At 70.1% G+C, this 26,178-nt stretch carries 26 protein-coding genes; 15 read left to right on the forward strand and 11 right to left on the reverse strand.

Annotation, left to right across the window (positions count from 1 at the left end; genetic code table 11):
- The first annotated feature begins 41 nt into the window (after positions 1-41).
- Positions 42-1,721 carry a UDP-N-acetyl glucosamine 2-epimerase gene (locus AMYNI_RS43405; protein ID WP_157357230.1) on the forward strand — a complete coding sequence of 560 codons (1,680 nt, stop codon included), beginning with the start codon at positions 42-44 and terminating at the stop codon, positions 1,719-1,721.
- On the opposite strand, the gene AMYNI_RS0102745 is transcribed toward AMYNI_RS43405, so the two are convergent.
- Genes AMYNI_RS0102745 through AMYNI_RS0102755 form a run of 3 tightly spaced genes read right to left on the reverse strand, consistent with a single transcriptional unit; the run spans position 1,711 to position 5,914 of the window.
- Positions 1,711-3,825, reverse strand: coding sequence for an NB-ARC domain-containing protein (locus AMYNI_RS0102745; RefSeq protein ID WP_020666437.1), 2,115 nt, complete (start codon positions 3,823-3,825; stop codon positions 1,711-1,713). The genes AMYNI_RS43405 and AMYNI_RS0102745 overlap by 11 nt on opposite strands.
- A gap of 56 nt (positions 3,826-3,881) precedes the next feature.
- Positions 3,882-4,634, reverse strand: a complete 753-nt coding sequence (locus tag AMYNI_RS0102750) for an SDR family NAD(P)-dependent oxidoreductase (protein WP_020666438.1) — start codon at positions 4,632-4,634, stop codon at positions 3,882-3,884.
- A 5-nt stretch (positions 4,635-4,639) separates the two neighbouring features.
- Positions 4,640-5,914 (reverse strand): cytochrome P450, encoded by a 1,275-nt coding sequence (locus AMYNI_RS0102755; RefSeq protein WP_020666439.1) that lies wholly within the window; start codon positions 5,912-5,914, stop codon positions 4,640-4,642.
- Positions 5,915-6,078: 164 nt separating this feature from the next.
- On the opposite strand from AMYNI_RS0102755, the gene AMYNI_RS0102760 reads away from it, so the two are divergent.
- Positions 6,079-7,125 (forward strand): CobW family GTP-binding protein, encoded by a 1,047-nt coding sequence (locus AMYNI_RS0102760; protein WP_020666440.1) that lies wholly within the window; start codon positions 6,079-6,081, stop codon positions 7,123-7,125.
- Between the two features lie 192 nt (positions 7,126-7,317).
- Here AMYNI_RS0102760 and fahA read toward each other — a convergent pair whose 3' ends face one another.
- Positions 7,318-8,511: a fumarylacetoacetase gene (gene fahA / locus AMYNI_RS0102765; protein ID WP_020666441.1), complete on the reverse strand. Its 1,194-nt coding sequence runs from the start codon at positions 8,509-8,511 to the stop codon at positions 7,318-7,320.
- 1 nt (position 8,512) lies between these two features.
- A complete protein-coding gene (locus AMYNI_RS0102770) occupies positions 8,513-9,364 on the reverse strand; it encodes a hypothetical protein (RefSeq protein ID WP_020666442.1) in 852 nt (283 codons plus the stop codon).
- Between the two features lie 152 nt (positions 9,365-9,516).
- Between AMYNI_RS0102770 and AMYNI_RS0102775 the strand changes: the two genes are divergently transcribed.
- From AMYNI_RS0102775 to AMYNI_RS0102810, 8 genes are all read left to right on the forward strand, one after another.
- Positions 9,517-10,521, forward strand: a complete 1,005-nt coding sequence (locus AMYNI_RS0102775) for a LacI family DNA-binding transcriptional regulator (protein ID WP_026359977.1) — start codon at positions 9,517-9,519, stop codon at positions 10,519-10,521.
- Between the two features lie 105 nt (positions 10,522-10,626).
- Positions 10,627-11,997 carry an ABC transporter substrate-binding protein gene (locus AMYNI_RS0102780; protein ID WP_020666444.1) on the forward strand — a complete coding sequence of 457 codons (1,371 nt, stop codon included), beginning with the start codon at positions 10,627-10,629 and terminating at the stop codon, positions 11,995-11,997.
- Complete coding sequence (locus tag AMYNI_RS0102785) at positions 11,994-12,851, forward strand: carbohydrate ABC transporter permease (RefSeq protein ID WP_020666445.1); 858 nt, start codon at positions 11,994-11,996, stop codon at positions 12,849-12,851. Before AMYNI_RS0102780 ends, AMYNI_RS0102785 begins: the two co-directional genes overlap by 4 nt.
- An 11-nt stretch (positions 12,852-12,862) precedes the next feature.
- On the forward strand, positions 12,863-13,756 hold the full coding sequence (locus AMYNI_RS0102790) for a carbohydrate ABC transporter permease (RefSeq protein WP_020666446.1): 894 nt from the start codon (positions 12,863-12,865) through the stop codon (positions 13,754-13,756).
- Positions 13,757-13,787: 31 nt separating this feature from the next.
- Positions 13,788-15,431, forward strand: coding sequence for a glycoside hydrolase family 13 protein (locus AMYNI_RS0102795; protein ID WP_020666447.1), 1,644 nt, complete (start codon positions 13,788-13,790; stop codon positions 15,429-15,431).
- A 14-nt stretch (positions 15,432-15,445) separates the two neighbouring features.
- A complete protein-coding gene (locus AMYNI_RS0102800; RefSeq protein ID WP_020666448.1) occupies positions 15,446-16,468 on the forward strand; it encodes a glycoside hydrolase family 99 protein in 1,023 nt (340 codons plus the stop codon).
- A 29-nt stretch (positions 16,469-16,497) separates the two neighbouring features.
- A complete protein-coding gene (locus AMYNI_RS0102805) occupies positions 16,498-18,744 on the forward strand; it encodes a discoidin domain-containing protein (RefSeq protein ID WP_084628238.1) in 2,247 nt (748 codons plus the stop codon).
- A gap of 46 nt (positions 18,745-18,790) precedes the next feature.
- Entirely contained in the window at positions 18,791-19,276 is a 486-nt protein-coding gene (locus AMYNI_RS0102810; protein WP_020666450.1) for a hypothetical protein, read from the forward strand.
- 214 nt (positions 19,277-19,490) lie between these two features.
- Here AMYNI_RS0102810 and AMYNI_RS0102815 read toward each other — a convergent pair whose 3' ends face one another.
- Positions 19,491-20,378 carry a LysR family transcriptional regulator gene (locus AMYNI_RS0102815; RefSeq protein WP_020666451.1) on the reverse strand — a complete coding sequence of 296 codons (888 nt, stop codon included), beginning with the start codon at positions 20,376-20,378 and terminating at the stop codon, positions 19,491-19,493.
- Positions 20,379-20,479: 101 nt separating this feature from the next.
- Between AMYNI_RS0102815 and AMYNI_RS0102820 the strand changes: the two genes are divergently transcribed.
- Complete coding sequence (locus tag AMYNI_RS0102820) at positions 20,480-21,865, forward strand: FAD-binding oxidoreductase (protein ID WP_020666452.1); 1,386 nt, start codon at positions 20,480-20,482, stop codon at positions 21,863-21,865.
- 54 nt (positions 21,866-21,919) lie between these two features.
- Here the strand turns inward: AMYNI_RS0102820 and AMYNI_RS0102825 are convergent, their stop codons facing one another.
- The 3 genes from AMYNI_RS0102825 to AMYNI_RS43410 are packed head-to-tail and all read right to left on the reverse strand — an operon-like array spanning position 21,920 to position 23,177.
- Entirely contained in the window at positions 21,920-22,123 is a 204-nt protein-coding gene (locus AMYNI_RS0102825) for a DUF397 domain-containing protein (protein ID WP_020666453.1), read from the reverse strand.
- A gap of 2 nt (positions 22,124-22,125) precedes the next feature.
- The gene (locus tag AMYNI_RS0102830; RefSeq protein WP_026359978.1) at positions 22,126-22,332 is read right to left on the reverse strand and encodes a DUF397 domain-containing protein; all 207 of its coding nucleotides are present in this window, start codon (positions 22,330-22,332) and stop codon (positions 22,126-22,128) included.
- A 2-nt stretch (positions 22,333-22,334) separates the two neighbouring features.
- Positions 22,335-23,177, reverse strand: a complete 843-nt coding sequence (locus AMYNI_RS43410) for a helix-turn-helix domain-containing protein (RefSeq protein ID WP_084628240.1) — start codon at positions 23,175-23,177, stop codon at positions 22,335-22,337.
- Positions 23,178-23,439: 262 nt separating this feature from the next.
- Here AMYNI_RS43410 and AMYNI_RS0102840 point away from each other — a divergent pair, with 262 nt between their 5' ends.
- The 4 genes from AMYNI_RS0102840 (at position 23,440) to AMYNI_RS43415 (ending at position 24,890) form a co-directional block, all read left to right on the forward strand.
- Positions 23,440-23,664 carry a hypothetical protein gene (locus AMYNI_RS0102840; protein WP_020666456.1) on the forward strand — a complete coding sequence of 75 codons (225 nt, stop codon included), beginning with the start codon at positions 23,440-23,442 and terminating at the stop codon, positions 23,662-23,664.
- Positions 23,665-23,699: 35 nt separating this feature from the next.
- A complete protein-coding gene (locus AMYNI_RS0102845) occupies positions 23,700-23,924 on the forward strand; it encodes a helix-turn-helix domain-containing protein (RefSeq protein WP_026359979.1) in 225 nt (74 codons plus the stop codon).
- A gap of 153 nt (positions 23,925-24,077) precedes the next feature.
- Positions 24,078-24,443 (forward strand): helix-turn-helix domain-containing protein, encoded by a 366-nt coding sequence (locus AMYNI_RS0102850; protein ID WP_084628632.1) that lies wholly within the window; start codon positions 24,078-24,080, stop codon positions 24,441-24,443.
- Between the two features lie 153 nt (positions 24,444-24,596).
- Positions 24,597-24,890: a VOC family protein gene (locus AMYNI_RS43415; protein WP_245573857.1), complete on the forward strand. Its 294-nt coding sequence runs from the start codon at positions 24,597-24,599 to the stop codon at positions 24,888-24,890.
- Between the two features lie 49 nt (positions 24,891-24,939).
- On the opposite strand, the gene AMYNI_RS0102860 is transcribed toward AMYNI_RS43415, so the two are convergent.
- Both AMYNI_RS0102860 and AMYNI_RS0102865 read right to left on the reverse strand, forming a co-directional pair.
- Positions 24,940-25,407, reverse strand: coding sequence for an NUDIX hydrolase (locus tag AMYNI_RS0102860; protein ID WP_026359980.1), 468 nt, complete (start codon positions 25,405-25,407; stop codon positions 24,940-24,942).
- A gap of 18 nt (positions 25,408-25,425) precedes the next feature.
- The gene (locus AMYNI_RS0102865) at positions 25,426-26,178 is read right to left on the reverse strand and encodes an SRPBCC family protein (protein WP_020666460.1); all 753 of its coding nucleotides are present in this window, start codon (positions 26,176-26,178) and stop codon (positions 25,426-25,428) included.

Below are 26,178 nucleotides of genomic sequence, written 5' to 3' on the forward strand. Positions count from 1 at the left end.
GCGGTTTGAGCCGGGCGCGCCGCGCCGTAAGATCGGCCGTTGTGTCAGCCGGGTCAGTGCAGCCGTGGACCAGCGTGCCGGTCCGGGCGGACGCGGCGAAATGGACCACCGGGGTCGCCGAGCGCACGATCCTGGCCGTGGTGCACAACGTCACCGCCGCCACCCGGCTGTTCGACGTGCTGCCCCTGCTGGCCACCGACCGGCGGCTCCAGCTGATCTTCACCTCCCCCGGCTCCTCCGCGTTCTCCGCCGGCACGGCGAAGCACCTGGTGGACCGCGGCATCGACGCCATGCCGTGGGACGAGGCCCTGCGCACCCGCTTCGACCTGGCCATCTCCAGCAGCTACGGCGGTGACCTGCACCGGCTGCAAGCGCCGATCCTGACCCTGCCGCACGGGATGGGCTACAACAAGTACCTGACCGCCGGCGACGGCAACCCGGTGTTCGGGCTGTCCCCGGAATGGCTGGAGCACGACGGCGTGCTGGTGCCCACCGTGATCGGCCTTTCCCACACCGAGCAGCTGACCCGCCTGCGGGACGCCTGCCCGGAGGCCGCCGCGGTGGCCGAGGTGGTCGGCGACCCGTGCTTCGACCGGATGCTGGCCAGCCGGCCGCTGCGCGCGCTCTACCGCGACGCGCTCGGGGTGCGGGCCGGCCAGCGGCTGGTCGTGGTCTCCTCCACCTGGGGCAACGAATCGCTGTACGGCAGCAACAACGAGCTTGTGCGGCGGCTGGCCGCCCGGCTCCCGCTCGACGAGTACCGGATCGTCTACGCGGTGCACCCGAATGTCTGGTTTGGACACTCGAGCTGGCAGTTGCACCTGTGGGAGAAGGAGAACTCCGACTCGGGTGTGCTGGTGCTGCCGCCGGAGGAGGGCTGGCGGGCGGCGCTGGTGGCCGCGGACCTGACCATCGGCGACCACGGCTCGGTGACCTTCTACTCGGCCGCGCTTGGCACCCCGGTGCTGCTGGCCGCCGCGCCGGAGCACACCGTGGACCCGCGTTCGGCGATCGGCCGTTTCCTCGTCGCCGCACCGAAACTCGACCCGCGGGAGGATCTGCACGAGCAGGTCGACCTGGCGATCCGCACGCACCGTCCGGCCGACCTGGCCGCGGTCACCAGCCTCGCCACGTCGGTGCCGGGCGAGTCGGCGCGACGGCTGCGCGGCACCGTTTACCGCGCACTGCGGCTGAGCGAACCGGACACCGAATGCGCCACCGACGCGGTGCCCATTCCGTCGGTGCCCTCCTCAGCACTGGGCACCCATCTGGTGCACACCAAGGTGGAGGCGACCGGGCCTGGCCTGCTGCACGTCACGCTTACCCGCCATCCAGCAGAGCCGTTGCACTCCCCCAGCCCGCCGGAGGACACCTATCTGGTGGTGAGCACCGCGGAGCCGCGCCGCCGCTGGCTGGAACTGGCCGAGATCCTGGTGCACGACGGCGGCCCGGTGGAGCCGCGCACGCTGACCGAGTTGCTGGCCGCCCTGCCCGGCTGCCTGCTCGCGGTCGGCCGGGACAACCAGGGCGACTGGCTGGTCGGCAGCCGGGGCGACACCACCATGGTGCGGTTCTCCCCCGGCGACGCCGAAGGCCCTATCTGCGCGTCCGCCTTGCACGCCTGGCTGAGCGAGGGCCACGACCTGCACGCACTTCCGGACCAGCTGGTGGTACGACTCGGCCCCCGGGAGACCACCCTGCACCCGAAGCTCATCCGCTGAGCCGGCTCCGCAGCTGGCCTGCCTGCACGCTGAACCCGTAGGTCAGGTAGACGGTCAGCGCCTCATCGTGCCGTTTCGCCGCCGATGCGGGGTCGCCGATCCCGGTCGCGAGGTCGCCGAGGATCTCCAGGATCTGGGCGCGGTCGAACGGCCTGCTCTCGCGCGTCATCGTGGTCAGCGCCTCGGTCAGTGCTTCGGCCGCCTCCTCGAACCGCCCGGCGTCGACCAACTTGCGGCCGCGCCAAAGCGCGATCTTCGCCAGATTGGCTTCCTCGCGCTTCTGCAAGCCGAGGAATCCTTCGCGGGCTTGGACGAGCAGTTCGAGCGCACGCTCCGGCCGCTCCGCCCTGGCCAGGTGGAACCGGGCCAGCGCGGTCCGCCGCGGATCGCCGATCTTCCCGGCCAGCGCGAGGTTCTCGGTGAGCAGCTCGCGTGCCTCGGCCGAGCGCTGCTCGGCCAACCTGGCCAGCCCCATGCCTTCGATCGCGGTCGCTTCCAGCTCGGCGTACCCGGCTTCGCGGGCCGGCGCGAGCCCCGCCTCGAACACCTCGAACGCACGGCCGGGCTCCCCGTTGAACTGATGGCCGAAACCCTGCTGGCTGAGCAGCAGGCTCTCCCAGTCCCGCCGCCCGAGCCGCCGCGCGGCGTCCGCCCCGAGCCCGTTCACCGCGATCAGGTCCTCGACGTGCTTGCCCTTTTCGTGCAACGGCCACAGCGCGACCGCGAGCAGGCAGACCAGGTCCAGCTCCTCGCGCCCGTACGCGAACTCGGCCAGGTCACGGAGATTGCCCCGCTCGCGCTCGGCCCAGTCACTGGCTTCCTCAGGTGACGCGAACACGTCAGGCGCAGTGCTCTCTCGGCTCTCTCGGCTCTTTCGGCTCTCTCGGAACAGCCGCTCCAACCAGCCGCGCTGGGGCATCATCAGCGCACCGGCGGCCACCGCGCGGTCGCGGTAGTAGGCCAGCATCCTGGCCAGTGCCTCCTCGTGCCACCCGGCCTCATCCCGGCGTTCGCGCACGACCTCCTGGGCGTGCAGCCGGACCAGGTCGTGCACCTCGTACCGTTCCTCGGCCGTTTCCCGGACCAGGCTGGTCGTGACCAGCTCCCCCATCGCGTCCTCGACCTCGCCGTCCGGCAGGTCCAACGCGGCGACCAGCGCGCCGAGGCCGACCTCGCCGCCGCCGGGATGCAGCCCGAGCACCTGGTAGGCGGACTTCGCGGAGTTCGCGAGCCGCTGGTAGGCGGTGGTGAACACGGCCCGCACGGACAGCTCGTCGTCCTTGGAGAGCAGCCGCATCCGCTGCCGCTCGTCCCCGAGGTCGCGGGCCAGCCTGGCGATCCGGCGGCCCGGGTACACGGTGAGCAGCGCGCCGGCGACGCAGACCGCGATCGGCAGCCGCCCGCAGAACCCGAGCACCTCCGCCACCGCGGCCGGTTCGGCGTCCACGCGTTCCGGTCCGACGATCCGGCCGAGCAGGTTCCGCGCCTCGCCGAGCGGCAGCGGCTCCAGGTCGATCAGCTCCACCGCGCCGGCGGTGGCCAGCGAGCCGAGCCTGCTCGCCGCGGTGACCAGCACCAGCGAGCCGGTCCCGCCCGGCGAGAGCATCCGGACCTGGGTGGCGGTCAGCGCGTGATCGGCCAGCACCATCACGCGCAGGTCGTGGGTCTCGGTCCGGAACCGCGCGGCCCGGCCCTCCAGGCTGTCCGGTATCTCGGACGGTGGGACCCCGAGCTGTTGCAGGAACTCCTTGAGGATCTCGCTCTCCAGCCCGGACCGTTCCGCGCTGCCGGCCAGATTGGCGTAGAAGTGCCCGTCCGGATAGTTGCCCTGGTTGAGCTTCACGCACTGACGGGCGAGCTCGGACTTACCGACTCCGGGCTGCCCGATGATCAGCACGATCTTCAGCGCGTCGAGCTCGCGCGCCACGAAAGCGCCGACCCTGGCGATGGCGTCCGCCTGGTTGGTGAAGTACGCGCCTGGCGACGGCACCTGCTTGGGTACCTTCGTCTCACGGGACTGGTGCAAGTGGAAGTCGCGCAGCTGGACCACGTTCGCGGCCAGGCCGCTGACCGTGTTGTGCGTGCCGGCGCCTGGCGGCTCCATTCGCTCCCCTGCTCCTGACGTGCCGATTCTGCTCCGCCGAGCCTACCGGCGCGGGGTCACCAGGTGGAACCGGCCGAGGTGCCGCCGTCCACGATCAGCTCCTGCCCGGTGACCCAGGAGCTGGCCGGGGACACCAGGAACAGGCAGGCGTCCGCGATGTCGGACGGGCGGCCGAGCCGGTGCAGCGGGTTGTCCGACTCCCACTGCCGCACGCCTTCCGGCCATTCCTGCTCGATGCCGGGACGCCAGGTCAGGCCGGGGGAAACCAGGTTCACCCGCACCCCGCGGGCGGCGTACTCCACCGCGGCCGCGCGCACGAGCATGTGCACCGCGGCCTTCGAGACCGCGTAGTGCGCGTGCCCCGGCTTCGGACCGCTGCCGGTGATCGAGCCGATGGCCACCACCGCGCCGCCGTCGCCCTGTGCGGCGAACCGGCGGTACGCGGCCTGCAGGACGAGGAAGGTGGCGTCCAGGTTGACCTCCAGCACCGCGCGCCACTCGGTCAGCGTCATCTCGGGCAGCGGCGTCATCGGCTGCACCCCGGCGTTCGCGACCACCGCGTCCAGCCTGCCGTAGGCCCGCACCGTCCGTTCGACCAGGTCTTCGGCCCCTTCGCGCAGGTCGGCCTGCTCGGCGCGGGCCACCCCACCGGCCGACTCGATCGCCTCGACCACCGCACCGGCGCCGTCCGCGTCGGTGCGGTAGTGCACGACGACCCGCGCCCCGGCTTCGGCGAACCGCTTCGCGATCCCGCCGCCGATACCACCGCTGGCGCCGGTCACCAGCGCCACCCTGCCTTCCAGCTCCACGTGAACTACTTCATCAGCACGGGGAGGGACTCGACACCGTAGACGATGGAGACCTTCCGGTAGGACAGCTCTTCCGGCTGCACCGCCAGGCGCATCTCCGGGAAGCGGCGCACGAGTGCGGGATAGGCCGCCCGGAGCTCCATCTTGGCCAGTTCCGCGCCGATGCAGCGGTGCACGCCGTAGCCGAAGGCCAGGTGCGAGGTGGCGGGCCGGGTGCCGTCGAAGCCCTCCATGTGCTCGCCGAGGCCGGCGTCGCGGTTCGCCGCGCTCAGCGACGGCAGCACGATGTCCCCCTTGGCGATCTTCGCGCCGGCGACCTCGATGTCCTCCCTGGCGAACCGCGGGAAGGCCATCTGCACCACGGTCAGGTAGCGCAGCAGCTCCTCGACGAAGTCGTTGATCGCGTCATCGTCGTCGTGCACCAGCTTGAACGCGTCCGGGTCCTTGAGCAGCACGATCGTGCCCAGCGCCAGCATGCTCGCGGTGGTCTCCAGTCCACCGGTCAGCAGCCCGTCGGCCAGCCCGGCCAGCTCGCGGTCGTCGATCTCGTCGCCGTGCTCCTTGACCAGCATGCCGAGCAGCCCGTCACCGGGTGCCTCGCGCTGCTTCTTCACGACTTCGAGCAGGTAGGTCAGCGACTCGGAGATCGCCCCCAGCGAAGCGCCGGCGCCACCGAACAAATCGAAACGCGCGGTGCTCAGCCGCTGGAATTCGTCCCGGTCCTCATAGGGCACGCCGAGCAATTCGCAGATGGTGAGCGAAGGAATGGGCAGCGCAAAGGCTTCCCACATATCGACCGGCCCGTCGACCTTCGCCATTGCATCCAACTGCTCTTCCACAATCGACTGAATACGCGGAGTGAGCCGATTCAGCCGCCGCATGGTGAATTCCGGGGTCAGCAGCTTGCGCAGTCGGGTGTGCACCGGCGGATCCGCGAAACCGAGGCCGCCGGGGTTCTGCTCCTCGGTCACCCCTGCGCTGCCGACCAGGTTGGTGAAGTCGTTGCTGAACCCCTTGACGTTGGCGAGCACCGCCTTGGTCTCCTCGTACCCGGTGACCAGCCAGGCGGTCATGCCGAACGGCAGGGAGAGCTTGCTGATCGGCTCCTCCTCGCGCTTGCGACCCAGCTCACCCACCGGGTCGAGGCCGTCCCGCTTCAACGGCATCAAAGCCGCGTCCGGCAGCAGGGAGATCTTCGACAGGTCGAAGCCCTTTTTCTGTGTGCGCGCAAGATACTTGCGCCCAAGCCAAGCAAGGAAACGCGAACGGAGACCACCCATGACGAAATTTTACCGCAGGCGTCGGGTACGTCCTCCGCGTCCCCGGTGGCGGGCGGGGAATTCACCTTCCGGTCACCGCGGGTACCGAGCCGGTCCGGGTGGGCACTGGGTGGACTCAAAGCCGCCCGCTATGCTCGCCCTCGCCGCCGCACGGAGGAAAGTCGTTGGCCAGGAACCGGAATCCCATCCCCGTCATCATCGTCGCCGGCTTCCTCGGCTCCGGGAAGACCACGCTGCTCAACCACCTGCTGAACACCAGCACCGGCACCCGGATCGGGGTGGTGGTCAACGACTTCGGCAGCATCAACATCGACGCGATGACGGTGGCCGGCCAGGTCGACTCGATGATCTCGCTGAGCAACGGCTGCCTCTGCTGCGCCGTGGACGCCACCGGCATGGACAAGCTGCTCGCCCGGCTCGCGAAGCCGCGGGCACGGATCGACGTGATCGTGATCGAGGCCAGCGGGCTGGCCGAACCGCGCGACCTGATCCGGCTGGTGCTCGCCGGCAGCGACCCGAACCTGGTCTACGGCGGACTGGTCGAGGTGGTGGACGCCGCGGAGTTCGAGCACAGCCGGGCCCGCCACCCCGAGCTCGACCAGCACCTGCGCTTCGCCGATCTGGTGCTGCTGAACAAAATCGACCGCCTGGACGAGCCGGCACGGCGAAGCCTGACCGAAACGGTCGAACGGCTCGCCGCCGGCACCCCGGTGCTGACCAGCACGCACGGCCGGGTCGACCCGGAGCTGCTCTTCGAACGCCGGGAGACCAAGCCGGCGACCGGGCAGCTGTCCTTCGACGACCTGCGCCACGACCACGACGAACACGACCACTGTGCCCAACAACACCCTGACCATCTGCACTCGGCCTACCAGAGCGTGGAGTTCAGCACGGACCACCCGCTCGACCCGCGCCGCTTCATGGCGTTCCTGGACGACCGGCCGGCCGGGTTGTACCGGATCAAGGGGTTCGTCTACTTCGGAGTGACCGGCCACCAGCAGCGGTTCGGCATGCAGACCGTCGGCGCCCATCTCCGCTTCACCAGGTCGAACTGGGCATCCGGGGAGAAACGCGGCACCCGGCTGGTGCTGATCGGCGCCGGCATCGACGCCGGCGCCCTGCGCGAACGGCTGGCCGGCTGCGTGGCGGACGACCCGCAGCAAGCCGACGAACAAAGCATGCTGCGAGTCCTCCGCTTCGCCGACGACTAGCCCCCGAGCGCCGGTACCGCCACCCACCGGCCCAACGTGACGTTCGGCTCGCTCTATTGGCCAAACGTCACATTGGGTCGTCTCCGCCAGACCGCACGAAAGCGCCCTTTACCTCCAACCCGTACGAGCCCAATGTGACGTTTGGTGTGTTCTAGGGACCGAATGTCACGTTGGGCTCGTACCGGGGTGAAGCTAGTCGCCGAGTGCGGGTGTCACGCGGCCGGTGACCTCGCCGAACCCGATGAAGTCACCGTCCGGTCCCGGCGCGATCGCGGTGATGCGCACCTCGTCGCCGTCCTCCAGGAAGGTCCTGGTCTCCCCGTCGGGCAGCTCGACCGGGGTCTTGCCGCCCCAGGACAGCTCGATGAACGAACCGTATTCGTCCCGTTCGGTGCCGCTGACCGTGCCGGAGGCGTAGAGGTCGCCGGTGCGCGCCGACGCGCCGTTCACGGTCAGGTGCGCGAGCATCTGCGCCGGGGTCCAGTACATCGAGGAGAACGGCGGCCTGGACACGAGGTGCCCGTTCAGCCGTACCTCCAGCCGCAGGTCCAGGCCCCATTTCTCGTCGTCGGCCAGATACGGCAGCGGTTCCGGGTCGCGCTCGGGCGGGGCGACCCGCGCGTGCTGGAGCGCCTCCAGCGGCACGATCCACGGCGACACCGACGTGGCGAAGGACTTGCCGAGGAACGGGCCGAGCGGGACGTACTCCCATGCCTGCAGGTCACGCGCGGACCAGTCGTTGACCAGGCAGACGCCGAACACGTGCTCGGCGAAACCGCCGACCGGGATCGGCGTGCCGAGCGCCGAGCCGGTGCCGACCACGAAACCGACCTCGGCCTCGATGTCGAGCCGCCGGGACGCGCCGAAGGTGGGCGCGGCCTCGTCGGGGGCCTTGCGCTGGCCGCGCGGGCGGACGATCTCCGTGCCGGACGCGACCACCGTGCCGGACCGGCCGTGGTAGCCGATCGGCAGGTGCTTCCAGTTCGGCGTCAGCGGCGCCGAGTCCGGCCGGAACATCCGGCCGAGGTTGGTGGCGTGGTTTTCGCTGGCGTAGAAGTCCACGTAGTCGGCTACTTCGAACGGCAGCCGCAGCCGCACCTGGTCCAGCGGGTACAGCAGCGGCTCGATCCGCGGCCGGTGCCCAGGGTCGGTGAGCAGGTCGCGCACGCTCGCGCGGACCTCGCTCCAGCGGGCCCTGCCCTGCGCCAGGAACCCGTTGAGGTCCGGGCGGTCGAACACCGGGTCCGCCAGCGCCGCGGCGAGGTCGAGCACCAGGTCACCGATCCGCACCCCGGCGCGCGGGGTCCCGCCCTCGGGTTCGAACACGCCGTAGGGCAGGTTCGCCACCCCGAACAGCGAGTCCTCCGGCAGGTCCAGCCAGCTCATCTCAGTCCTTTCCCTCGGTGTCGGGTTCGTCCAGCAAGCCCAGTGCGGCCAGGTCGTCGAGCGGCTCGGTGACACTGCACGAGCCGAGCGAGCGGAAGCTCCGGCGGACCTCGGCGATCCGCGGGCCGCCGAGCGCGGCCACGGCCGCCGCGAGCCGTTCGCCGGAACGCTCGGCCAGTATCCGGGCCAGGCCGCGGTCGCCGTCCAGCGCGGCCGCGGTGGCCAGCAGCACGTTGAGGAAGCCGTGGTGCTCGAACCCGGTGTCGGGCGCGGTGTGCCGGACCGCGTGGTGCAGCCCGGCCGTGCACTTGAACGGCAGCTCCCGGTCCACGCAGCCGAGGATCGCGGCGGCCAGTTCGGGCTCGCCGGGGAACGCGCGGGCCACCGTGCCGCCGGTGCGGAACTTCGCCAGGTAGCGGGTGCCGGCCAGCGCGTCCAGCACGGCCTCGGACTCCTCGCCCCTTGGCACTTCCACGAAGCCGAGCACCTCGTCGGGGAGGCGTTCGTCGAGCGTGCGCAGCAGGTCGGTGATCGGAAGGTCTGCCGGCACCGCGACCTCCACGGCGACCGGCCGGATCGGCGTGCCGGGCAGCTCGCCCCAGGCGGCCGACAGCTGGGCGGGACCGCCGGGCGCGGTGATGCTGACGTCCAACGGGCGGTCGTCCAGCGTCCGGGTCAGCTCGCCCAGTTTGGCGGCGGCGACCACGAACGGCCCGACCAGTTCCGCGTACCAGGCCTCCCGGTGCGCGCGGTGGGCCGGCACCGCCTCGGCCATCGGCGCGTCACCGGGCGGGAAGAGCGCGGCGTCGTCGACCAGCCCGGCCCAGGCCGTACTTCCTTGCGTGGAACCCATTACACCTCCCGTGCGGGCGACCCCGCAGGCGACGATAGCGGACCAACGTGTACGGAGAACGTACTGCGTGCCCCTATTTCCGGACACCGGTCACGGGACACGCCCGAAAACTTGCTCGAAAGTTTGCGCAAACCTGTTCCATACTTGCGGCTATGAAGCGTCGACTTACCGAGGTGGCCAAGAAGGTCGGGGTCAGCGAGGCCACCGTCAGCCGGGTGCTCAACGGGCGGCCCGGTGTCTCCGCGTCCACCCGCACCGCGGTGCTGACCGCACTGGACGTGCTCGGCTACGAGCGTCCCACCCAATTGCGCGGCGAGCGCGCCAGGCTGGTCGGGCTGGTGCTGCCCGAACTGCAGAACCCGATCTTCCCCGCGTTCGCCGAGATCATCGGCAACGCACTGGCCCAGCAGGGGTTCACCCCGGTGCTGTGCACCCGCACCGCGGGCGGGGTGACCGAAAGCGAGTACGTGGACCTGTTGCTCCAGCAGCAGGTTTCCGGGGTGCTCTTCGCCGGCGGGCTCTACGCGCAGGCGGACGCGCCGCACACGCACTACCAGCACCTGACCGACCGCAGGCTGCCCGCGGTGCTGATCAACGCCGCGGTCGAGCGGCTCGGCCTGCCCAGGGTCAGCTGCGACGACGCGGCCGCCGTGGAGCAGGCCCTGGACCACCTGATTTCCCTTGGCCACGAACGGATCGGGCTGCTGCTCGGCACCCCGGACCACGTACCGTCCCAGCGCAAGCGCGCCGCCTTCGAACGGCACCTCGGGGCGGGCCGCGCGGAGTTCGTGGAGCACGGCATGTTCTCCCTGGAGGGCGGCCAGGCGGCGGCCACCCGGCTGCTGCGCCACGACGTCACCGCGGTGCTGTGCGCCAGCGACCCGCTGGCACTGGGCGCGATCAGGGCGGCGCGCCGGCTCGGCCGGTCCGTGCCGGGCGAGGTTTCGGTGGTCGGCTACGACGACTCGGCGCTGATGAAGTGCGTGGACCCGCCGCTGACCACGATCAGGCAGCCGATCGAGGCGATGGCGCAGGCCGCGGTGGAGATCCTGGTCCGGGGCATCGACGGCGGGCAGGTGCAGGCCGAGGAGCTGCTGTTCGCGCCCGAGCTGGTGGTGCGCGGCTCGACCGCGCGGGCGACCGGGGGCAACTCATAGTCTGGATCTTTCAGATTTTCATTCAGTTATTGCACTAGTCTGCTTCACACTTTAGAGTGATGCTGCTCACGTTCCCGTCGCTGCGTTCGTGAAAGAGGCATCCCCATGAAGAGACTCGGTGTCCGACGGCTGGTCAGTTCCCTCACCACAGCCGCTGTCGTCCTCGGCCTGGTGGCCTGCGGCAGCGGCGACGCAGGCGACGGGCAGGGGCCGGGCGGCAAGGTGACGATCACCGTCTCCGGCCAGCCGCCGCAGACCCAGCCCTTCGAGCGCACGATCTTCGACCAGGACGTGGCCGAGTTCGAGGCGTCCCACCCGGACATCGACATCGAGCCGCACGAGGGGTTCATGGACCCCAAGGTGTTCTCCTCGAAGCTGGCGGGTGGCCAGTTGGAGGACGTCTTCTACGTCTACTTCACCGACCCGGCGCAGATCATCGCCCGCCGCCAGGCCGCCGACATCACCGACGAGGTCGCCGCGCTGCCGCAGGTCGCGAACCTGCAGCCGCAGCTGCTGGACAACTTCAAGGACGCCAAGGGCCGCGTCTACGGCCTGCCCACCGCCAACTATTCGATGGGCCTGCTCTACAACCGTGCGCTGTTCAGCAAGGCGGGGCTCGACCCGGACCGCCCGCCGAAGACCTGGGACGAGGTGCGCGCCGCGGCCAAGCGGATCGCCGCGCTCGGTGACGGCACCGTCGGTTACGCCGACCTCAGCAAGAACAACCAGGGCGGCTGGCATCTGACCGGGTGGCTGTACTCGCTCGGCGGCCAGGTCGCCCGCAAGGAAGGCGACACCTGGAAGGCGGACTTCAACAACGACAAGGGCCGGGCCGCCCTGGAGCAGCTGCGGAAGATGCGCTGGGAAGACGACTCGATGGGCAGCAAGCAGTTGCTCGAAGCCACCGACGTGCAGCGCATGATGGGCGCCGGGCAGCTCGGCATGTACCTGGCCGCACCGGAGAACGTGCCGGTGCTGGTCAAGCAGTTCAACGGGCGGTACGAGGACTACGGGCTGGCCGGGATGCCGGAAGGGCGGGGCACCCTGCTCGGCGGCGAGGGCTACATGCTCAATCCCAAGGCCACCCCGGAAAAGATCAAGGCCGGACTCGCCTGGCTCCAGTGGAAGTACCTGAACCCGGACCGCTTCGACTCCTTCACCCGGCGTTTCGCCGAGGGCGAGCAGCCGGTGGGCCTGCCAGCGCAGCCGACCCCGGACATCTGGCAGGGCCAGGTACGCGAGCAGATGGAACAGGTGAAGGCCAAGTACGCCAACGTGCCCGCCGGGAACTACCGGTCCTATATGGACACCGCGAACAGCATCAGGGGCAGCGTCGAACCGCCTGCCGCGCAACAGGTCTACGCCGCGCTGGACGGGGTCATGCAGGCCGTGCTGACCGATCGCGACGCGGACGCCGGCCAGTTGCTGACCGCGGCCGAGTCCAAGGTCAACAGCGTGCTGGCACAGGTCAAGTGATCCGGCGCCAGCTCACCGCCTATGGCCTGCTGGCCGCCGCGCTCGTCTGCTTCGCGTTGTTCTCCTGGTATCCGATCGTGCGCGGGGTGCTGCTCAGCTTCCAGCAGGTGGACTTCGTGCACGCGCCGGACTGGGTCGGCCTTGACAATTTCTCCCGGCTGTTCGCGGACCCGCTGTTCGGCGTGGCCTGGCGCAACACCCTGCTGTTCACCGGGCTCGCGCTGCTGCTCGGCTTCGCGGTGCCGTTCGCGACCGCGGTGCTGCTCAACGAGATGCGGCACGCCCGCGGCTACTTCCGGCTGATGGTGTACCTGCCGGTGATGCTGCCGCCGGTGGTCACCGCGCTGCTCTGGAAGTGGTTCTACGACCCGGGTCCCGGCCTGTTCAACGAGGTGCTGGACCGGTTCGGGCTGCCCGGCCTGAGCTGGCTGGACTCCGGCGACACCGCGATGCTGTCCCTGGTGCTGGTGTCCACCTGGGCCAATATGGGCACCACCACGCTGATCTACCTCGCCGCGCTGCAGACCATTCCCGGCGAGCTGTACGAGGCGGCCGAGCTGGACGGCGCCGGGATCTGGCGGCGGCTGTGGCATGTCACGGTGCCGCAGACCAGGTTCGTGCTGCTGGTGCTGTTGCTGCTGCAGATCGTCGCGACCATGCAGGTGTTCACCGAGCCGTACGTGATGACCGGCGGCGGGCCCGATGACTCGACCGTGACGATCCTGCTGCTGCTCTACCGCTATGCCTTCGTCTACAACGACTTCGGCTCGGCCAGCGCGATGAGCCTGCTGCTGTTCGTCGCGCTCGGCGTGTTCTCCGCGACCTATGTCCGGCTGACCAGGTCGGCGAACTGAAGGGGGTGCCGATGTCCGGCTCACGCGGTTCCGGGGCACGCACCCTGGTCTCCCCCGCGCAGCTGCGCCGCACCAGGGGCAAGGTGCTCTACTGGACGGTCTTCGCCGTGACCCTGCTGGTGTTCACCCTGGCGTTCCTGTTCCCGCTCGCCTGGGCGGTGCTCGGCGCGATGAAGTCACCGGCCGAGCTGGCCCAGGTGCCGCCGACCCTGCTGCCGGAGCAGTGGCATCCGGAGCACTACGCCCAGTCCTGGCAGGAAATGGAGCTGGGCAAGTACTTCCTCAACACGGTGGTGATCGCCGGTGGCGCACTGGCGATCCAGCTCGCGGTGGACGTGCCGGCGGCCTACGCGCTGTCGAAGCTGCGACCGAAGCTGGGCAACGCGGTGCTCGGGCTGATGCTGCTCACCCTGATGCTGCCGGCGTCGGCGCTGCTCGTGCCCACCTACCTGACCGTCGCCGATGTGCCGCTGCTTGGCGTGAACCTGCTCAACACCCCGGCCGCGATCTGGCTGCCCGCGGCCGCCAACGCCTTCAACATCTATGTGCTGAAACGGTTCTTCGACCAGATCCCGGACGAGCTGATGGACGCGGCGAGCATCGACGGCGCCGGCCCGGTGCGGGTGCTGTGGCAGATCGTGCTGCCGATGTCGCGGCCGATCCTCGCGGTGGTGTCGATCTTCGCCATCGTCACCGCGTGGAAGGACTTCATCTGGCCGCTGCTGGTGCTGTCCGATCCGGCAAAGCAGACGCTGAGCGTGCTGCTGCAGCGGGTGGCCATCGACATGCGGCTGGACCTGCTGGTTGGCGGGCTGGTGCTGGCCAGCCTGCCGATGGTGGCGATCTTCCTGGTGTTCCAGAAACAGATACTCGCCGGTCTCACCGCCGGCGGCCTGAAGGGCTGAACCCGCACCAAGACCCGAGGAGGACACCGAAGTGACCGCTTCCGAGCGACCGTCCGCCGGCTCGAAATCCGACTGGTGGCGCAACGCCGCCATCTACCAGGTCTACATCCGCAGCTTCGCCGACGGGAACGGCGACGGCACCGGCGATCTCGCCGGCGTCCGGGCCAGGCTGCCGCAGCTGGCCGCGCTGGGCGTGGACGCGATCTGGTTCAACCCCTGGTATCCGTCCCCGATGGACGACGGTGGCTACGACGTCACCGATTTCCGTGACATAGAGCCGAGTTTCGGCACGCTGGCCGAGGCGGAGCAGCTCATCGCCGAGGCGCACGCGCTCGGCCTCAGAGTGATCATCGACATCGTGCCGAACCACTGCTCGGACGCGCACCGCTGGTTCACCGAGGCGCTGGCCGCCGGGCCCGGCTCGGCCGAGCGCACTCGGTTCTGGTTCCGTCCCGGCCGCGGTGAGGGCGGCGGCGAACCGCCGAACGACTGGCCTTCCCGGTTCGGCGGCCCGGCGTGGACCAGGGTCACCGAACCGGACGGCACCCCTGGCGAGTGGTACCTGCACCTGTACAGCTCCCGCCAGCCCGACTTCAACTGGGAGAACCAGGAGATCCGCGCGGAGTTCGAGGACGTGCTGCGGTTCTGGTTCAACCGCGGGGTGGACGGGTTCCGGATCGACGTTGCCGACGCGCTGGTGAAGGACCCAGCGCTGCCGGACCTCGGCCCGGCAGGCGGGGAGGCGCCGTTCTCCAACCAGGAAGGCGTGCACGACATCTACCGGTCCTGGCGCCGCCTCACCGAAAGCTACCCGGGGGAACGCACGCTGGTCGGCGAGATGTGGCTGCCCGAGCCTTCGATGACGGCGCGCTACCTCGGCCGGGACGAGCTGCACTCCGCGTTCAACTTCGACTTCCTGGTCTGCCCGTGGGACGCGGCGCGGTTCCGGGAGGTCATCGAGCGGACCCTGGACTCGCACGGCGCGGTCGGCGCTCCGGCGTCCTGGGTGCTGTCCAACCACGACGTCACCCGCCCGGTCACCCGGTACGGCCGCGCCGGCGACACCGGGTTCACCTTCGCCGACCGACGGCACGGCACCCCGGTGGACCGCGAACTCGGCACCAGGCGGGCCCGCGCGGCCGCGCTGCTGACCATGGCGCTGCCCGGCTGCCTCTATGTGTACCAAGGAGAAGAGCTCGGCCTGTGGGAGATCGAGGACCTGCCGGACGAGCTGCGCCAGGACCCGGTGTGGAAACGCACCGGTGGCGCGGATCCCGGCCGGGACGGCTGCCGGGTACCGCTGCCGTGGTCGGGCTCCGCGCCGCCGTTCGGCTTCGGCCGGGACGGCAGCACTCCCTGGCTGCCGCAGCCCGCCGGCTGGGCCAGCTACACCTACCAAGCGCAGTCCGGTGTCGAAAGGTCGATGCTCGAGCTGTACCGCGCCGGACTGCGGCTGCGCGCCGCCGAGGAGGCGCTCGGGGACGGCGAGCTGCGCTGGCAGGTCCATCTGGCCGACGTGCTCAGCTTCACCCGCGACCCCGGGTTCGGCTGCGTGGTCAACCTCTCCGCCGAGCCCGTTCCCTTGCCACGTCACGAAAAGGTGCTACTCACCAGCGGAGAGCTGGTGGACGGGCTGCTGCCGCCGGACACCACCGCCTGGCTTCGCACCGGCTGACGGAAAGGAACGCCATGCTGCACCTGCTTCTCGCCCTGGTACTGACCGCCGTCGTCCCCGCGCTGTCCCCGCAGGCCGAGGGAGCCGCGCTTTCCACCAAGACGCACGTCTTCTACTACCCGTGGTACGGAAACCCTTCGGTGGCGGGCGGTTACCGGCACTGGCAGCAGGGCGGGCACACCCCGCCGGAGGACGTCGGCGCCGACTTCTACCCCGTGCTCGGCGCCTACGACTCGGGCTCGGCGTCCACAGTGGACCATCATCTGGCGTGGCTGCGACGCGCCGGTACTGGCACCCTGGTCTACAGCTGGTGGGGCCAGGGGTCCTATGAGGACGGTCTGGTACCGGTGGTGCTCGCCGCTGCCGAGCGGCACGGGATCAAGGTGGCCTGGCACATCGAGCCGTACCAGGGCCGTACCGCCGCTTCGGTGGTTCAGGACATCTCCTACCTCACCGGAAAGTACGGCGGCAGTCCCGCCTTCTACCGGGACGCGGCGCACGGAAACCGCGCCGCGTACTACGTCTTCGAGAGCCTGCGCATCGCCGACTGGGGCGCGCTGGACCAGGTCAAGGCCACCAGCATCGTGCTGGCGCAGACCACCGACGTCAGCAAGGTCGCGCACTTCGGCGGGATGTACACCTACGACGTGCTGGCATCGATGAACCCCGGCGGCTGGCGGGGCATCTCGGACTTCTGCCGGGCCAACGGGCTGGTCTGGGCACCCTCGATCGGTCCCGGCTATCTCGACGACCGCGCGGTGCCTGGCAACGGCACGCCCACCCTCGGCCGCGATGACGGTGCCACCTACGACACCCAGTGGCGCAACGCGCTGGATCCCGCGAACGGCGGAAAACCGGACTGGGTGTCGATCACCTCGTTCAACGAGTGGCACGAGGGCTCCTCCCTCGAGCCCGCCCGTTCCGCACCGCCGACGAGACACGGCTATCTCACCTTCTCCGGCGCGTACGGGAAGACCGGCGCGGCCGCCGAAACCGCGTACCTGGACCGGACCGCCTACTGGACCGCCCAGTTCTGAACGGCCCCCGCACAGAAAGGTGTCCCACCATGTCCCCCACCGTGGCCAATGCTGCCCACCGACAGCCGCGACGCAAGGGAAGTCCAAGACCGGGGCAGGTGATCCTGGCGGCCGCCGTGCTGGTGTCCGGCCTGGTCACCACGGGCGCCGCCAGCGCCGCCCCGGCCACAACCGCCGCCTGCCCGACCACCGTCGCCGGCGGGGCGACCGTCCCGTTCACCGAATACGAGGCGGAGTGCGCGGCCACCAACGGCGCCGCGATCGGACCGGACCTCACCCAGGGCAGCCTGCCCGCGGAGGCCTCCGGGCGGCAAGCCGTCCAGCTTTCCGCCCAGGGCCAGTACGTCGAGTTCTCCCCGTCGAAGGCGGCCAACTCGATCAACGTCCGGTACAGCGTGCCGGACGGCAGGTCGGGCACGCTGGCGATCTACGTCAACGGCGGCAAACTGGACAGGGCGCTGCCGGTCACCTCGAAGTACAGCTACCTGGACACACCGTGGATCCAGGGCTCCAAGACGCACAAGCTCTACGACGAAAGCCGGCTCCTGCTCGGCCGCACGGTGAACCCCGGCGACAAGGTCCGCCTCCAGGTGGACGCCGGGAACACCGCCACCCCGTACACGATCGACCTGGCCGGCTTCGAGCAGGTCGGCCCGGCCGGCACGGCACCGGCGGGCGCGCTGCCGGTCACCGCGCACGGTGCCACCCCGGACGACGGCTCGGACGACTCGGCCGCGTTCCGGGCCGCGATCGCCGCGGCGAAGGCGCAGGCCAAGGAGGTCTGGGTGCCGCCGGGCACCTTCGAGATCGGGTCCGCCCTGCAGGTGGACCAGGTCACCATCCGCGGCGCCGGCCAGTGGTACTCGGTGCTGCACGGCAACAACGTGTTCAACAACAACAGCGCCACCGGCAACATCGGGCTGCACGACTTCGCGGTCTTCGGTGAGGTGACCGAACGCAATGACGGCAGTCCGGACAACGCCTTCCACGGGGTGCTCGGTGCCGGGTCGGTGGTGTCGGGGCTGTGGATCCAGCACACCAAGTGCGGGCTGTGGCTGATGAACGGCGCGACCAGCGGGTTGACCATCGAGAACAACCGGATCATCGACACCACCGCGGACGGGATCAACTTCGACGGCAACGTGAAGAACTCCGCCATCCGCAACAACTTCCTGCGCAACAACGGGGACGACGCGATCGCGCTGTGGTCGAACGGGGTCTCCGACAGCGGCGACACCATCGCGAACAACACCGTGGTGCAGCCGAACCTGGCCAACGGCATCGCGCTCTACGGCGGCTCGGACAACACCGTGACCGGCAACCTGGTCCGGGACACCAACCCGCTCGGCGGCGGGATCACGGTGGCGAACCGGTTCAACTCGACCCCGTTGTCCGGCACGATCACCGTGTCGGACAACATCACCCTGCGGGCCGGCGCGCTGGACCCGAACTGGCAGTTCGGCGTCGGCGCGCTCTGGTTCGACGCGCGGGACCAGGCGATCTCCGGCGCCACCATCAGGGTGACCAACCTGCGCACCATCGAGAACCCGTACGAGGCGCTGCAGTTCCTCGACGGCAACGGGCAGGGCAAGCCGATCCAGGGCGTCACCATCGACGGGGTCAGCGTCGAACGCACCGGCACCTTCGTCGCGCAGGCGCAGACCCAGGGCACGGTGTCGATCAGCAACCTGACCGCCACCGGGGTCGGCGTGGTCGGTACATACAACTGCCCCTACCCGGCGAACACCCCGAAGATGACCTTCACCGGCTCGGGCAACACCGGCTGGACCGGCACCTGGACCGACTGCTCGACCTGGCCGCCGCCGAACTCCGGCCCGCCGGTGCCACCGGGACCGGGCAGCAACGTGGCCAAGGGCAAGCCGATCACGGCCAGCGGCTCGCAGGGCGGTTTCCCGCCGGGCAACGCGAACGACGGCGACACCGGCACCTACTGGGAAAGCACGAACAACGCGCTCCCGCAGACGCTGACCGTCGATCTCGGCGAGGCCACCGGGATCGACAAGGTGACGCTCAAGCTGCCGCCGTCGCCGGCCTGGGGCGCCCGCACCCAGACGCTGTCCGTGCAGGGCAGCGGGAACGGCACCGACTACGGCACGATCGTCGCGTCGCGGGGTCACACCTTCGACCCGGCGACCGGGAACACCGCGACGATCACCTTCCCGGCCACCACCCAACGCTTCGTGCGGCTGGCCATCACCGCCAACACCGGCTGGCCGGCCGGCCAGGTCGCCGAACTGGAGGTCACCCGCACCTGATGCCGGACGGTGTGACCGGCACAGCGGGCCGTGATCAGATAGTCCGATGAAGGTCCGCATCGGAATCACCGGCCACTCGAACCTGACCGACGCCGCCGTGCCGCTGGTCGCAGACGGCCTCCGTGCCGCGCTGGCCGAGCACGTGGGCGCCGAGCTGATCGGCGTGACCTGCCTGGCACGTGGCGCCGATCAGGTGTTCGCCCGCATCGTGCTGGGCCTCGGCGGCGCGGTCGAGGTGGTGCTGCCCGCCGCCGACTACCGGGACCGCAAGGTGAAGCCGGACAGCGCCGCCGACTTCGACGCCTTGATCGGCAAGTCCACGACCGTGCACACCATGCCGTTCACCAAGTCCAACCGCGAGGCGTACCTGGCCGCCAGCGAGCGCGTGCTGGACACCGTGGACGCGATGGTGGCGGTCTGGGACGGCGGCCCTTCCGGCGGGCATGGCGGCACCGCCGATGTGGTGCACGCGGCCCGCGAACGTGGTCTGCCGGTCACGGTGGTGTGGCCGGACGGCGCCGAGCGGGACTAGGTTCGAGCGGACGGTTACGCCGCTTTTCTGGATCGATTCGCGGCCGAGCTGATGGCGCTGCAGGCGTGATCCGGGGTCCCGGTTCGGCCGGCGCACCGCCCCCTTCCAGGGACTTCAAGGTTTGTTGCAGGAACTCACACGACGGCTCGGGCACAGTAGAGGTAGACGGCCCGACCTGGGGGCGGGCCGTCGCAGCCTGAAGCCCGCGCGCCGTTCAGCTCCCCGCCAGCACGGCTCGCGCATGTCCGAGGAAAGCGGTGGCCGCCGGGCTGACCGGACCGTCGGTCCGCCAGGCGAGCTCCAGCCTCCCGCGCAACCGCGGACGGTCGATGGTCACCGCGTGGAGCTCGCCGGGGCGGGACCGGGCCAGCGACTCCGGCAGCACCGCCACCCCGAGTCCGCGGGCGGCGAGGTCCGCGAGGACGTTGGGGTCGCTCGCCTCGAAGGCGATGGTGGGCCGCAGGCCCGCGGCGGCGCAGCCGGCGTCCAGGCTGGCGCGCACGCCGGTGCCGCGCGGCAGCGTCATCAGCGCCCGCTCCCCGAGCGCCGCGAGGGACACCACCTGCCGGCCGGCGAGCGGGTCATCGGGCCCGACCGCGGCAGCCAGCGGCTCGTCCACCAGCACCTGGGTGCCGATGCCGGGTGGGGCGGCACCGGCCAGCCCGACCACGGCCACGTCCAGCCCGCCCGAGCGCAGGCCGGCCAGCAGCTCGTCGGAGTTGCCCTCGGACAGCGTGATCTCCACGCCGGGGTGGCGCTGGTGGAAACCGGCGAGTACACCGGGCATGCCGAGCGAGGCGCAGGAGCTCACCATGCCCACCGCGACCCGGCCGCGGGTCAGCCCGGTCAGCTCGTCCACGGTCAGCCTGGCACCGCTGACCGCGGCGATCGCGGCGCGGGCGTAGGGCAGCACGGCGGCACCCGCCTCGGTGAGCCGCACGGCGCGCCCGGAGCGGTCGAGCAGCGGCTGGCCGAGTTCGCGTTCCAGCCTGCGGATCTGGGCACTCACCCCGGGCTGCGCCACGTGCACCTTGGCCGCCGCCCTGGTGAAGTTCGCTTCTTCGGCGACCGCCACGAAGTACTCAAGCTGCCTCAGTTCCATAACTGACAATGCTAACAGCGAGATGATCCAGATCTTGGACTTCTAGACGCCGCACGGGCACGGTGGTGCTGGGAGAGGTTTTCGAGAGCGAAGGAAGTGGCATGAACCGCGCCGACATAGAGGCACCCGCGCTGGACGCACTGAGGGACCGGGTCAAGGGCCCGGTGTTCCGGCCCGCGGACGAGGGCTACGACGAGGAACGGTCGGGCTACCAGACCGCGGACCGGCACCGGCCGGACGTGGTTGTCGGCGCGGTCGACGCCGAGGACGTGCGCGTGGCGGTGGAGTTCGCCGGCGAGCACGGGCTTCCGGTGGCGGTGCAGGCCACCGGGCACGGCCTGCCGCTGGCCGCGGACGGCGGCCTGCTGGTCTCCACCCGCCGGATGACCGAGGTCCAGGTGGACCCGGACCGCGCCACCGCGTGGCTGGCCGCCGGGGTGCGCTGGGCGCAGGTGGTCCAGGAGACCGCGAAGCACGAGCTGGCACCGCTTTCCGGCAGCGCGCCGCACGTGGGCGCGGTGTCGTACACGCTCGGCGGCGGCATCGGCCTGCTCGCCCGCAAGTACGGCTACGCGGTGGACCGGGTGCGGGCCATCGAGGTGGTCACCGCCGACGCGCGGCTGCGGCTGGTCACCCCGGACAGCGACCCGGACCTGTTCTGGGCGTTGTGCGGCGGCCGTGCCAACTTCGGCGTGGTGACCAGGTTGGAGATCGGCCTGGTGCCGGTCACCCGACTGTACGGCGGCGGCATGTACTTCGACGCCGAGCACATCCCGGCGCTGCTGGAGACCTACCGGCAATGGGTCACCACCGTGCCGGACGAGCTGACCTCGTCGGTGGCGATGGTCCCGATGCCCGACGTGCCGGCGCTGCCCGAGCCGCTGCGCGGACGGCACATCGCGCACGTCCGGATCGCCTACCTCGGCGACGCCGCCGAGGGCGAACGGCTGGTCGCGCCGCTGCGCGAGGTCGGCCCCCGGCTGATCGACGCGATCGGCGAGCTGCCCTACACCGAGTCCGGCACCATCCACAACGAGCCGGACCGGCCGGCGCCGTACCACTCGACGCACGCCCTGCTGCGTGAACTCGACCCGGCCACGATCCGGTCCGTGCTGGAGCTGGCCGGCCCCGGCGCGCCGGACGCGTGCGTGCTCGAAATCCGCCACCTCGGCGGCGCGCTCGCGGAGCCACCCGCGGTGCCCAACTCCGTCGGGCACCGGGAAGCGACGTTCGTGCTGGCGATGCTGTCGATCCTGGACGACGCCGGGGCCGACCCGGTGCTGCCGGCGCACCGGCGGTTCGCCGACCTGGTCGCACCGTGGAGCGTCGGCACCTCGGTGAACTTCCTCTACGGCCGCAACGCCGCCGACGAGGAAGTCCGCACCGCCTACCGGCCCGCAGACCTCCGGCGGCTGACCGAGCTGAAGGCCCGCTACGACCCGGCGAACCTGTTCCGCCTCAACCACAACATCCCGCCCGCCGGATAGGTACGCGCAGTGGAGCCCCCGGCGATACGCCGCCGGGGGCTCCACTGTGGACGGTCAGTTCGCGGCGCGGTCAGCGGTCCGCATCGTGAACGCCGCCCACGCGGCCGGAGATACCGCCAGGTACCCGGCCGCCCTGTTCTTGGTGTCCCGCACGGCAACGCCGCCCGGCACGAACGCGACCTCGACGCAGTTGTCGGGGTCACCGCCATTGCTGTAGCTGCTCTTGCGCCACTGGGCGCCCGGTAAGGCTCGTCTCATGGTCACCTCGGGTCAGTCCGCGGTGCGGTCAGCGCCGTGAACACGGACCACGCGACCGGGGATACCGCCAAATACCCGGCCGCCCTGTTCTTCGTATCTCGCACAGCGACGCCGCCCGACACGAACGCGACCTCGACGCAGTTGTCGGGGTCGCTGCCGTTGCTATAGCTGCTCTTGCGCCACTCGGCGCCCGGCAAGTCTCGATTCATGGTCACCTCAAGCCGTCTCTTGCCTGCTCCAACCTGGCTATTGTCTCAGCCTCACCAAGCGCGTCCGCGACCAAGGAATCGAAGGTCAGCTGGTAAACGCGGACACGAGCCTGGTCCGAGCGGCATTCGCCACGCGTGAGATCGCTGAGGTAGACCCACCGCGTGGGCTCGCCACCGATCTCCAGCGTCAGCAGGATGAAACCCTGTCCGAGGGAAGCATGCGCGCCACCGGAGAAGGGAAAGAGCTGCACCGTGATGTGCGGCAGCCGGGCGAGCTGCGCCAGGTGATCCAACTGTTCGGCGAGCACCGCCGGACCACCGACTTGTTGATGCAGCGCCGCTTCGCCGAGAACGAGATGCACGGCGGGCGGTTTGGTCCGATGTAGCAGTGACTGGCGCTTGATCCGCGTCTCCACCGCCTGATCGACGTCGCTTGGCGCCATCGTCTTCGACGTGCCGATCAGCGCGCGAGCGTAGTCCTTCGTCTGAAATAACCCTGGCACCAGCACGTCCTGGTGGAACGCCAACTCAGTGGCATCCTGCTCCAGCCCGTAGTAGTGCCTGCTCCAGTCAGCCACCTTGCCGTACGAACCACGCTTGCGAGCATCGGCTGCGATGACCTTGATCCGCTCAGCGGTCGTCTTATCCGCCTTGTACAGCCGGAGAAGCTCGTCCACCTCAGTGGCTTTGAGCGTGTTCTGTCCCTGCTCGACCCGATACAGCTTCGACGCGTCCCAGCCCAGTGTCTCGGCCACCGGCCCCGGCTTAAGGTCCGCCGCGTTTCGCAGTTCTGCCAGCTCCCGGCCGAGCAGTACTCGCGCCGCGACTGGTCCGGTCTCCGTCATGTCCGGAAACGTACAGCTTGCCGCGATACGCTGATGCAGCCGGGTTGCGTAAGCTACAGCCGCGACTTACAGTCGTTGCCAACAGGTAAGAGCGGCGAATGCGAGTGATGATCATGAGAGTCGGATCGAAGACGAGCGGGCGGCACCACCGGCCGGTTCGCGTACGAGTCCACCTGGCCGATCCCCACCACGAGCTGGTGCAGATCCGGACGCCCCTCGCCGTCCGGATCCGGACCCGCTGGCGCTCCCGCGGGCCGGAACTATGAGCAGCGGCGCGGAAGAAGAGCGGTACCGCGCCTATTCCCCGGTGATCGGCGGCATGCGGCACCTGACCTGGCTCCGGTCGAGCCCGCCGTCCGGGAACGTGGTGATCCTGCTCTGCGGTTCGCGCTACCAGGTCCGGCCCGGCGCGGACCACCGCGCGGCCGCACTGGACTGCGCCGGCTGCGCGGCGGCGTGGCGCCACCGAATGCTGGGCGCGTCATGACCCCGCCGACACAGTTACGACAGACCGCCCGGGACATGCTCCAGGTGGTCCACCTCGCAGCCGAACTCGGCCGGATCCGCCGGACCCAGGGCCTCACCCTTGCCGAAGCGGCCGAGCGAACCGGGGTCTCGGCGGCCACGATCAGCCGACTGGAACGGTGCGACCGCACCGCCGACATGCGCGTGTCCCTGCTCCAGGCGTACGCGGCGGCCCTCGGCGTCGAGCTGCGCATGTATCTCGACGCCAGAGTCCCGCTCTAGCTCTCCGGCAGCGCCGGTTCTCAGCGGGACCGGCGGTGGCACCGGAGAGGCCGGCGCCCCCACGCCCCGACGTGGGGGCGCCGCGCCGGCGTTTCCCTCGATCTGTGGTGAGATCGGGCGGTGAGCCGCGAGACGGAGCAGTCCAACCGGCGGATGCTCCGTGCCCGCGACGCGATGGACCGCGCCTACGCCGAACCGCTCGACGTGCCGGCGCTGGCCAGGATCGCGCATGTGTCCGAGGGGCATTTCAGCCGGACGTTCCGGGCCACCTTCGGCGAGACCCCGCACCGCTACCTGCAGCGCCGCCGGGTGGAGCGGTCGATGTTCCTGCTGCGCGAGAGCGGCCGCAGTATCACTGAGATCTGCTACGAGGTCGGCTTCAGCAGCCTGGGCACGTTCAGCCGGACGTTCCACGCCATCGTCGGGGAGTCACCATCCGCCTACCGCAAGCGCGGGCCGGTGGCCGCCGTACCGACCTGCTTCGCCAAGGCGTGGACCAGACCGATCAGTTCTGGATAAGTTTTCGCGGCGGACCGCGGCTAACGTCTGCCGCATGTTCAACGCGATCATCCAGTCCCAAGTTTTCGTACTCGACCAAGACGAGGCGCTCGACTTCTACGTCGGCAAGCTCGGCCTCGAAGTGCACACCGACACCGATCTCGGGTTCATGCGGTGGCTCACCGTGAGCGTGCCCGGCCACCCGGACCGCCAGATTCTGCTGGAAAGCCAGGCCCGCCCGCGCTGGACCCGGCCACCGCGGAACAGGTCCGCGACCTGCTCACCAAGGGCGCGGCCGGCGGCTGGCTGATGCTCACCACCGACGACTGCCGCAAGACCTACGAGGTCCTGCTCGCCAAGGGCGTCGAGTTCACCGAAGAACCCACCGAACGCCCCTACGGCATCGACTGCGGCCTCCGCGACCCCTTCGGCAACCGCATCCGCTTCGGCCAGCTCTACGCCACCTGACCTCGTGAGTGAAAAGTGTTGTTGTGGCAACACTTTTCACTCACGACCCCTAGGTGAGCAGCTCCTCCAGCCGGTCGAGGAAGATCCGCTGGCCCTTCACCAGCTTCTCCCTCGCCTGCTCCAGCCCGAACCATTCGACTCGGTCCAGCTCCGGGAACTCCCGCACCCGGCCCGAGCCCCTCGGCCATTCCAGCTCGAAAGTGCCGGGCACCACCAGCGCGGGGTCGAGGTCGGCTTCGAGCGCCCACAAGGTCACCACCTTGCCACCGGACTGCTTGGCCGCACCCAGTTCGGCCGGCTCGCCGTCGGGCACCGGCAGGCCGAGCTCCTCGGTGAACTCCCGCCGCGCGGCGGCCTCGGCGGCCTCGGTTTCCGGTTCGTACTCGCCCTTGGGCACCGACCAGCCGCCCGCGTCCTTCCGCGCCCAGAACGGCCCGCCCATGTGACCGAGCAGCACCTCCGGGTGCGGGCCCGTCCGCCGGAACAGCAAGATCCCCGCACTCTGTTTACCCGTCATCGGGCGCATTCTGCCGTGCTAGCTCGCGAACAGCCGCTCGAGCCAGTCCCGCCACGCCTTCGTCTCCACCTCGCGGTCCACGTCGCCGAAAACGTGATGCCCGAGGTAGAGCTGCGGGCCACCGCCCTGGAACCGGTACAGCCCTTCGCTTCCGCGCACGCCGAGCAGCTCGCGGTACCCGGGGACCGCGTAGTCCACCACGCCCTCGATCGGCGGCAGCCCCGCCGGAGCGAGCCGAACCCGGTCGCCGTTGGCGAACGGGCCGGTCAGCCCGAGGCCGGCGATGAGCACCGCCCAGGGATCGGTTCCCTCGGCCGCCGAAGGGGCTTCGGCGTAGACGAAAGTGCCAGGAAGCCCGGTGAAGTACCTGAGGTACTGGTCGAGGGTGTGCAGGTACTTGTCCCAGCCGTAGCTGGTCATGTCCTCGAACTCGGCGCCCCAGTCGTCGCTGAGCACACCGCTGTGCACGAACCGCAGCACGGTGCTGCCGCCGTCACGGCCTTGGATCAGGTACTCCATGGCGTGGAAGGAACCGTCTTCGCCGGGTTCGGTCCGATACGCCAGCCGCGTCCCCGGTTCCCAGGTGGTGATCGTGGACGCCTCGGAGAAGTCGCCGAGCTTCATCGTGATCCGCCCGCCCTCGCGTGGATCGACCTCGTGCGGCCCCATGAACCACGAGTCGATACCGGGCCCGGTGGCGATCGCGTCCCACACCTGCTCCGGGGTCCCGGCCAGCTCGACTTCCTTGCTGATCTCGAATTCCCTTGGCAT

Origin of the sequence: Amycolatopsis nigrescens CSC17Ta-90, from assembly GCF_000384315.1 — a bacterium.
GTDB lineage: Bacteria > Actinomycetota > Actinomycetes > Mycobacteriales > Pseudonocardiaceae > Amycolatopsis > Amycolatopsis nigrescens.

What these genes read in the sequence shown, in the direction of transcription:
- AMYNI_RS0102770 (WP_020666442.1), bottom strand. Translation starts at nt 9,364, where the DNA reads ATGGGTTCCACGCAAGGAAGTACGGCCTGGGCCGGGCTGGTCGACGAC.
- AMYNI_RS0102865 (WP_020666460.1), bottom strand. Translation starts at nt 26,178, where the DNA reads ATGCCAAGGGAATTCGAGATCAGCAAGGAAGTCGAGCTGGCCGGGACC.
- AMYNI_RS0102820 (WP_020666452.1), top strand. Translation starts at nt 20,480, where the DNA reads ATGAACCGCGCCGACATAGAGGCACCCGCGCTGGACGCACTGAGGGAC.
- AMYNI_RS0102830 (WP_026359978.1), bottom strand. Translation starts at nt 22,332, where the DNA reads ATGAATCGAGACTTGCCGGGCGCCGAGTGGCGCAAGAGCAGCTATAGC.
- AMYNI_RS0102860 (WP_026359980.1), bottom strand. Translation starts at nt 25,407, where the DNA reads ATGACGGGTAAACAGAGTGCGGGGATCTTGCTGTTCCGGCGGACGGGC.
- AMYNI_RS0102825 (WP_020666453.1), bottom strand. Translation starts at nt 22,123, where the DNA reads ATGAGACGAGCCTTACCGGGCGCCCAGTGGCGCAAGAGCAGCTACAGC.
- AMYNI_RS0102755 (WP_020666439.1), bottom strand. Translation starts at nt 5,914, where the DNA reads ATGGGTGGTCTCCGTTCGCGTTTCCTTGCTTGGCTTGGGCGCAAGTAT.
- AMYNI_RS0102775 (WP_026359977.1), top strand. Translation starts at nt 9,517, where the DNA reads ATGAAGCGTCGACTTACCGAGGTGGCCAAGAAGGTCGGGGTCAGCGAG.
- AMYNI_RS0102840 (WP_020666456.1), top strand. Translation starts at nt 23,440, where the DNA reads ATGAGCAGCGGCGCGGAAGAAGAGCGGTACCGCGCCTATTCCCCGGTG.
- AMYNI_RS0102810 (WP_020666450.1), top strand. Translation starts at nt 18,791, where the DNA reads ATGAAGGTCCGCATCGGAATCACCGGCCACTCGAACCTGACCGACGCC.
- fahA (WP_020666441.1), bottom strand. Translation starts at nt 8,511, where the DNA reads ATGAGCTGGCTGGACCTGCCGGAGGACTCGCTGTTCGGGGTGGCGAAC.
- AMYNI_RS0102800 (WP_020666448.1), top strand. Translation starts at nt 15,446, where the DNA reads ATGCTGCACCTGCTTCTCGCCCTGGTACTGACCGCCGTCGTCCCCGCG.
- AMYNI_RS43410 (WP_084628240.1), bottom strand. Translation starts at nt 23,177, where the DNA reads ATGACGGAGACCGGACCAGTCGCGGCGCGAGTACTGCTCGGCCGGGAG.
- AMYNI_RS0102790 (WP_020666446.1), top strand. Translation starts at nt 12,863, where the DNA reads ATGTCCGGCTCACGCGGTTCCGGGGCACGCACCCTGGTCTCCCCCGCG.
- AMYNI_RS0102845 (WP_026359979.1), top strand. Translation starts at nt 23,700, where the DNA reads ATGCTCCAGGTGGTCCACCTCGCAGCCGAACTCGGCCGGATCCGCCGG.
- AMYNI_RS0102745 (WP_020666437.1), bottom strand. Translation starts at nt 3,825, where the DNA reads ATGGAGCCGCCAGGCGCCGGCACGCACAACACGGTCAGCGGCCTGGCC.
- AMYNI_RS0102780 (WP_020666444.1), top strand. Translation starts at nt 10,627, where the DNA reads ATGAAGAGACTCGGTGTCCGACGGCTGGTCAGTTCCCTCACCACAGCC.
- AMYNI_RS0102815 (WP_020666451.1), bottom strand. Translation starts at nt 20,378, where the DNA reads ATGGAACTGAGGCAGCTTGAGTACTTCGTGGCGGTCGCCGAAGAAGCG.
- AMYNI_RS0102805 (WP_084628238.1), top strand. Translation starts at nt 16,498, where the DNA reads ATGTCCCCCACCGTGGCCAATGCTGCCCACCGACAGCCGCGACGCAAG.
- AMYNI_RS0102850 (WP_084628632.1), top strand. Translation starts at nt 24,078, where the DNA reads ATGCTCCGTGCCCGCGACGCGATGGACCGCGCCTACGCCGAACCGCTC.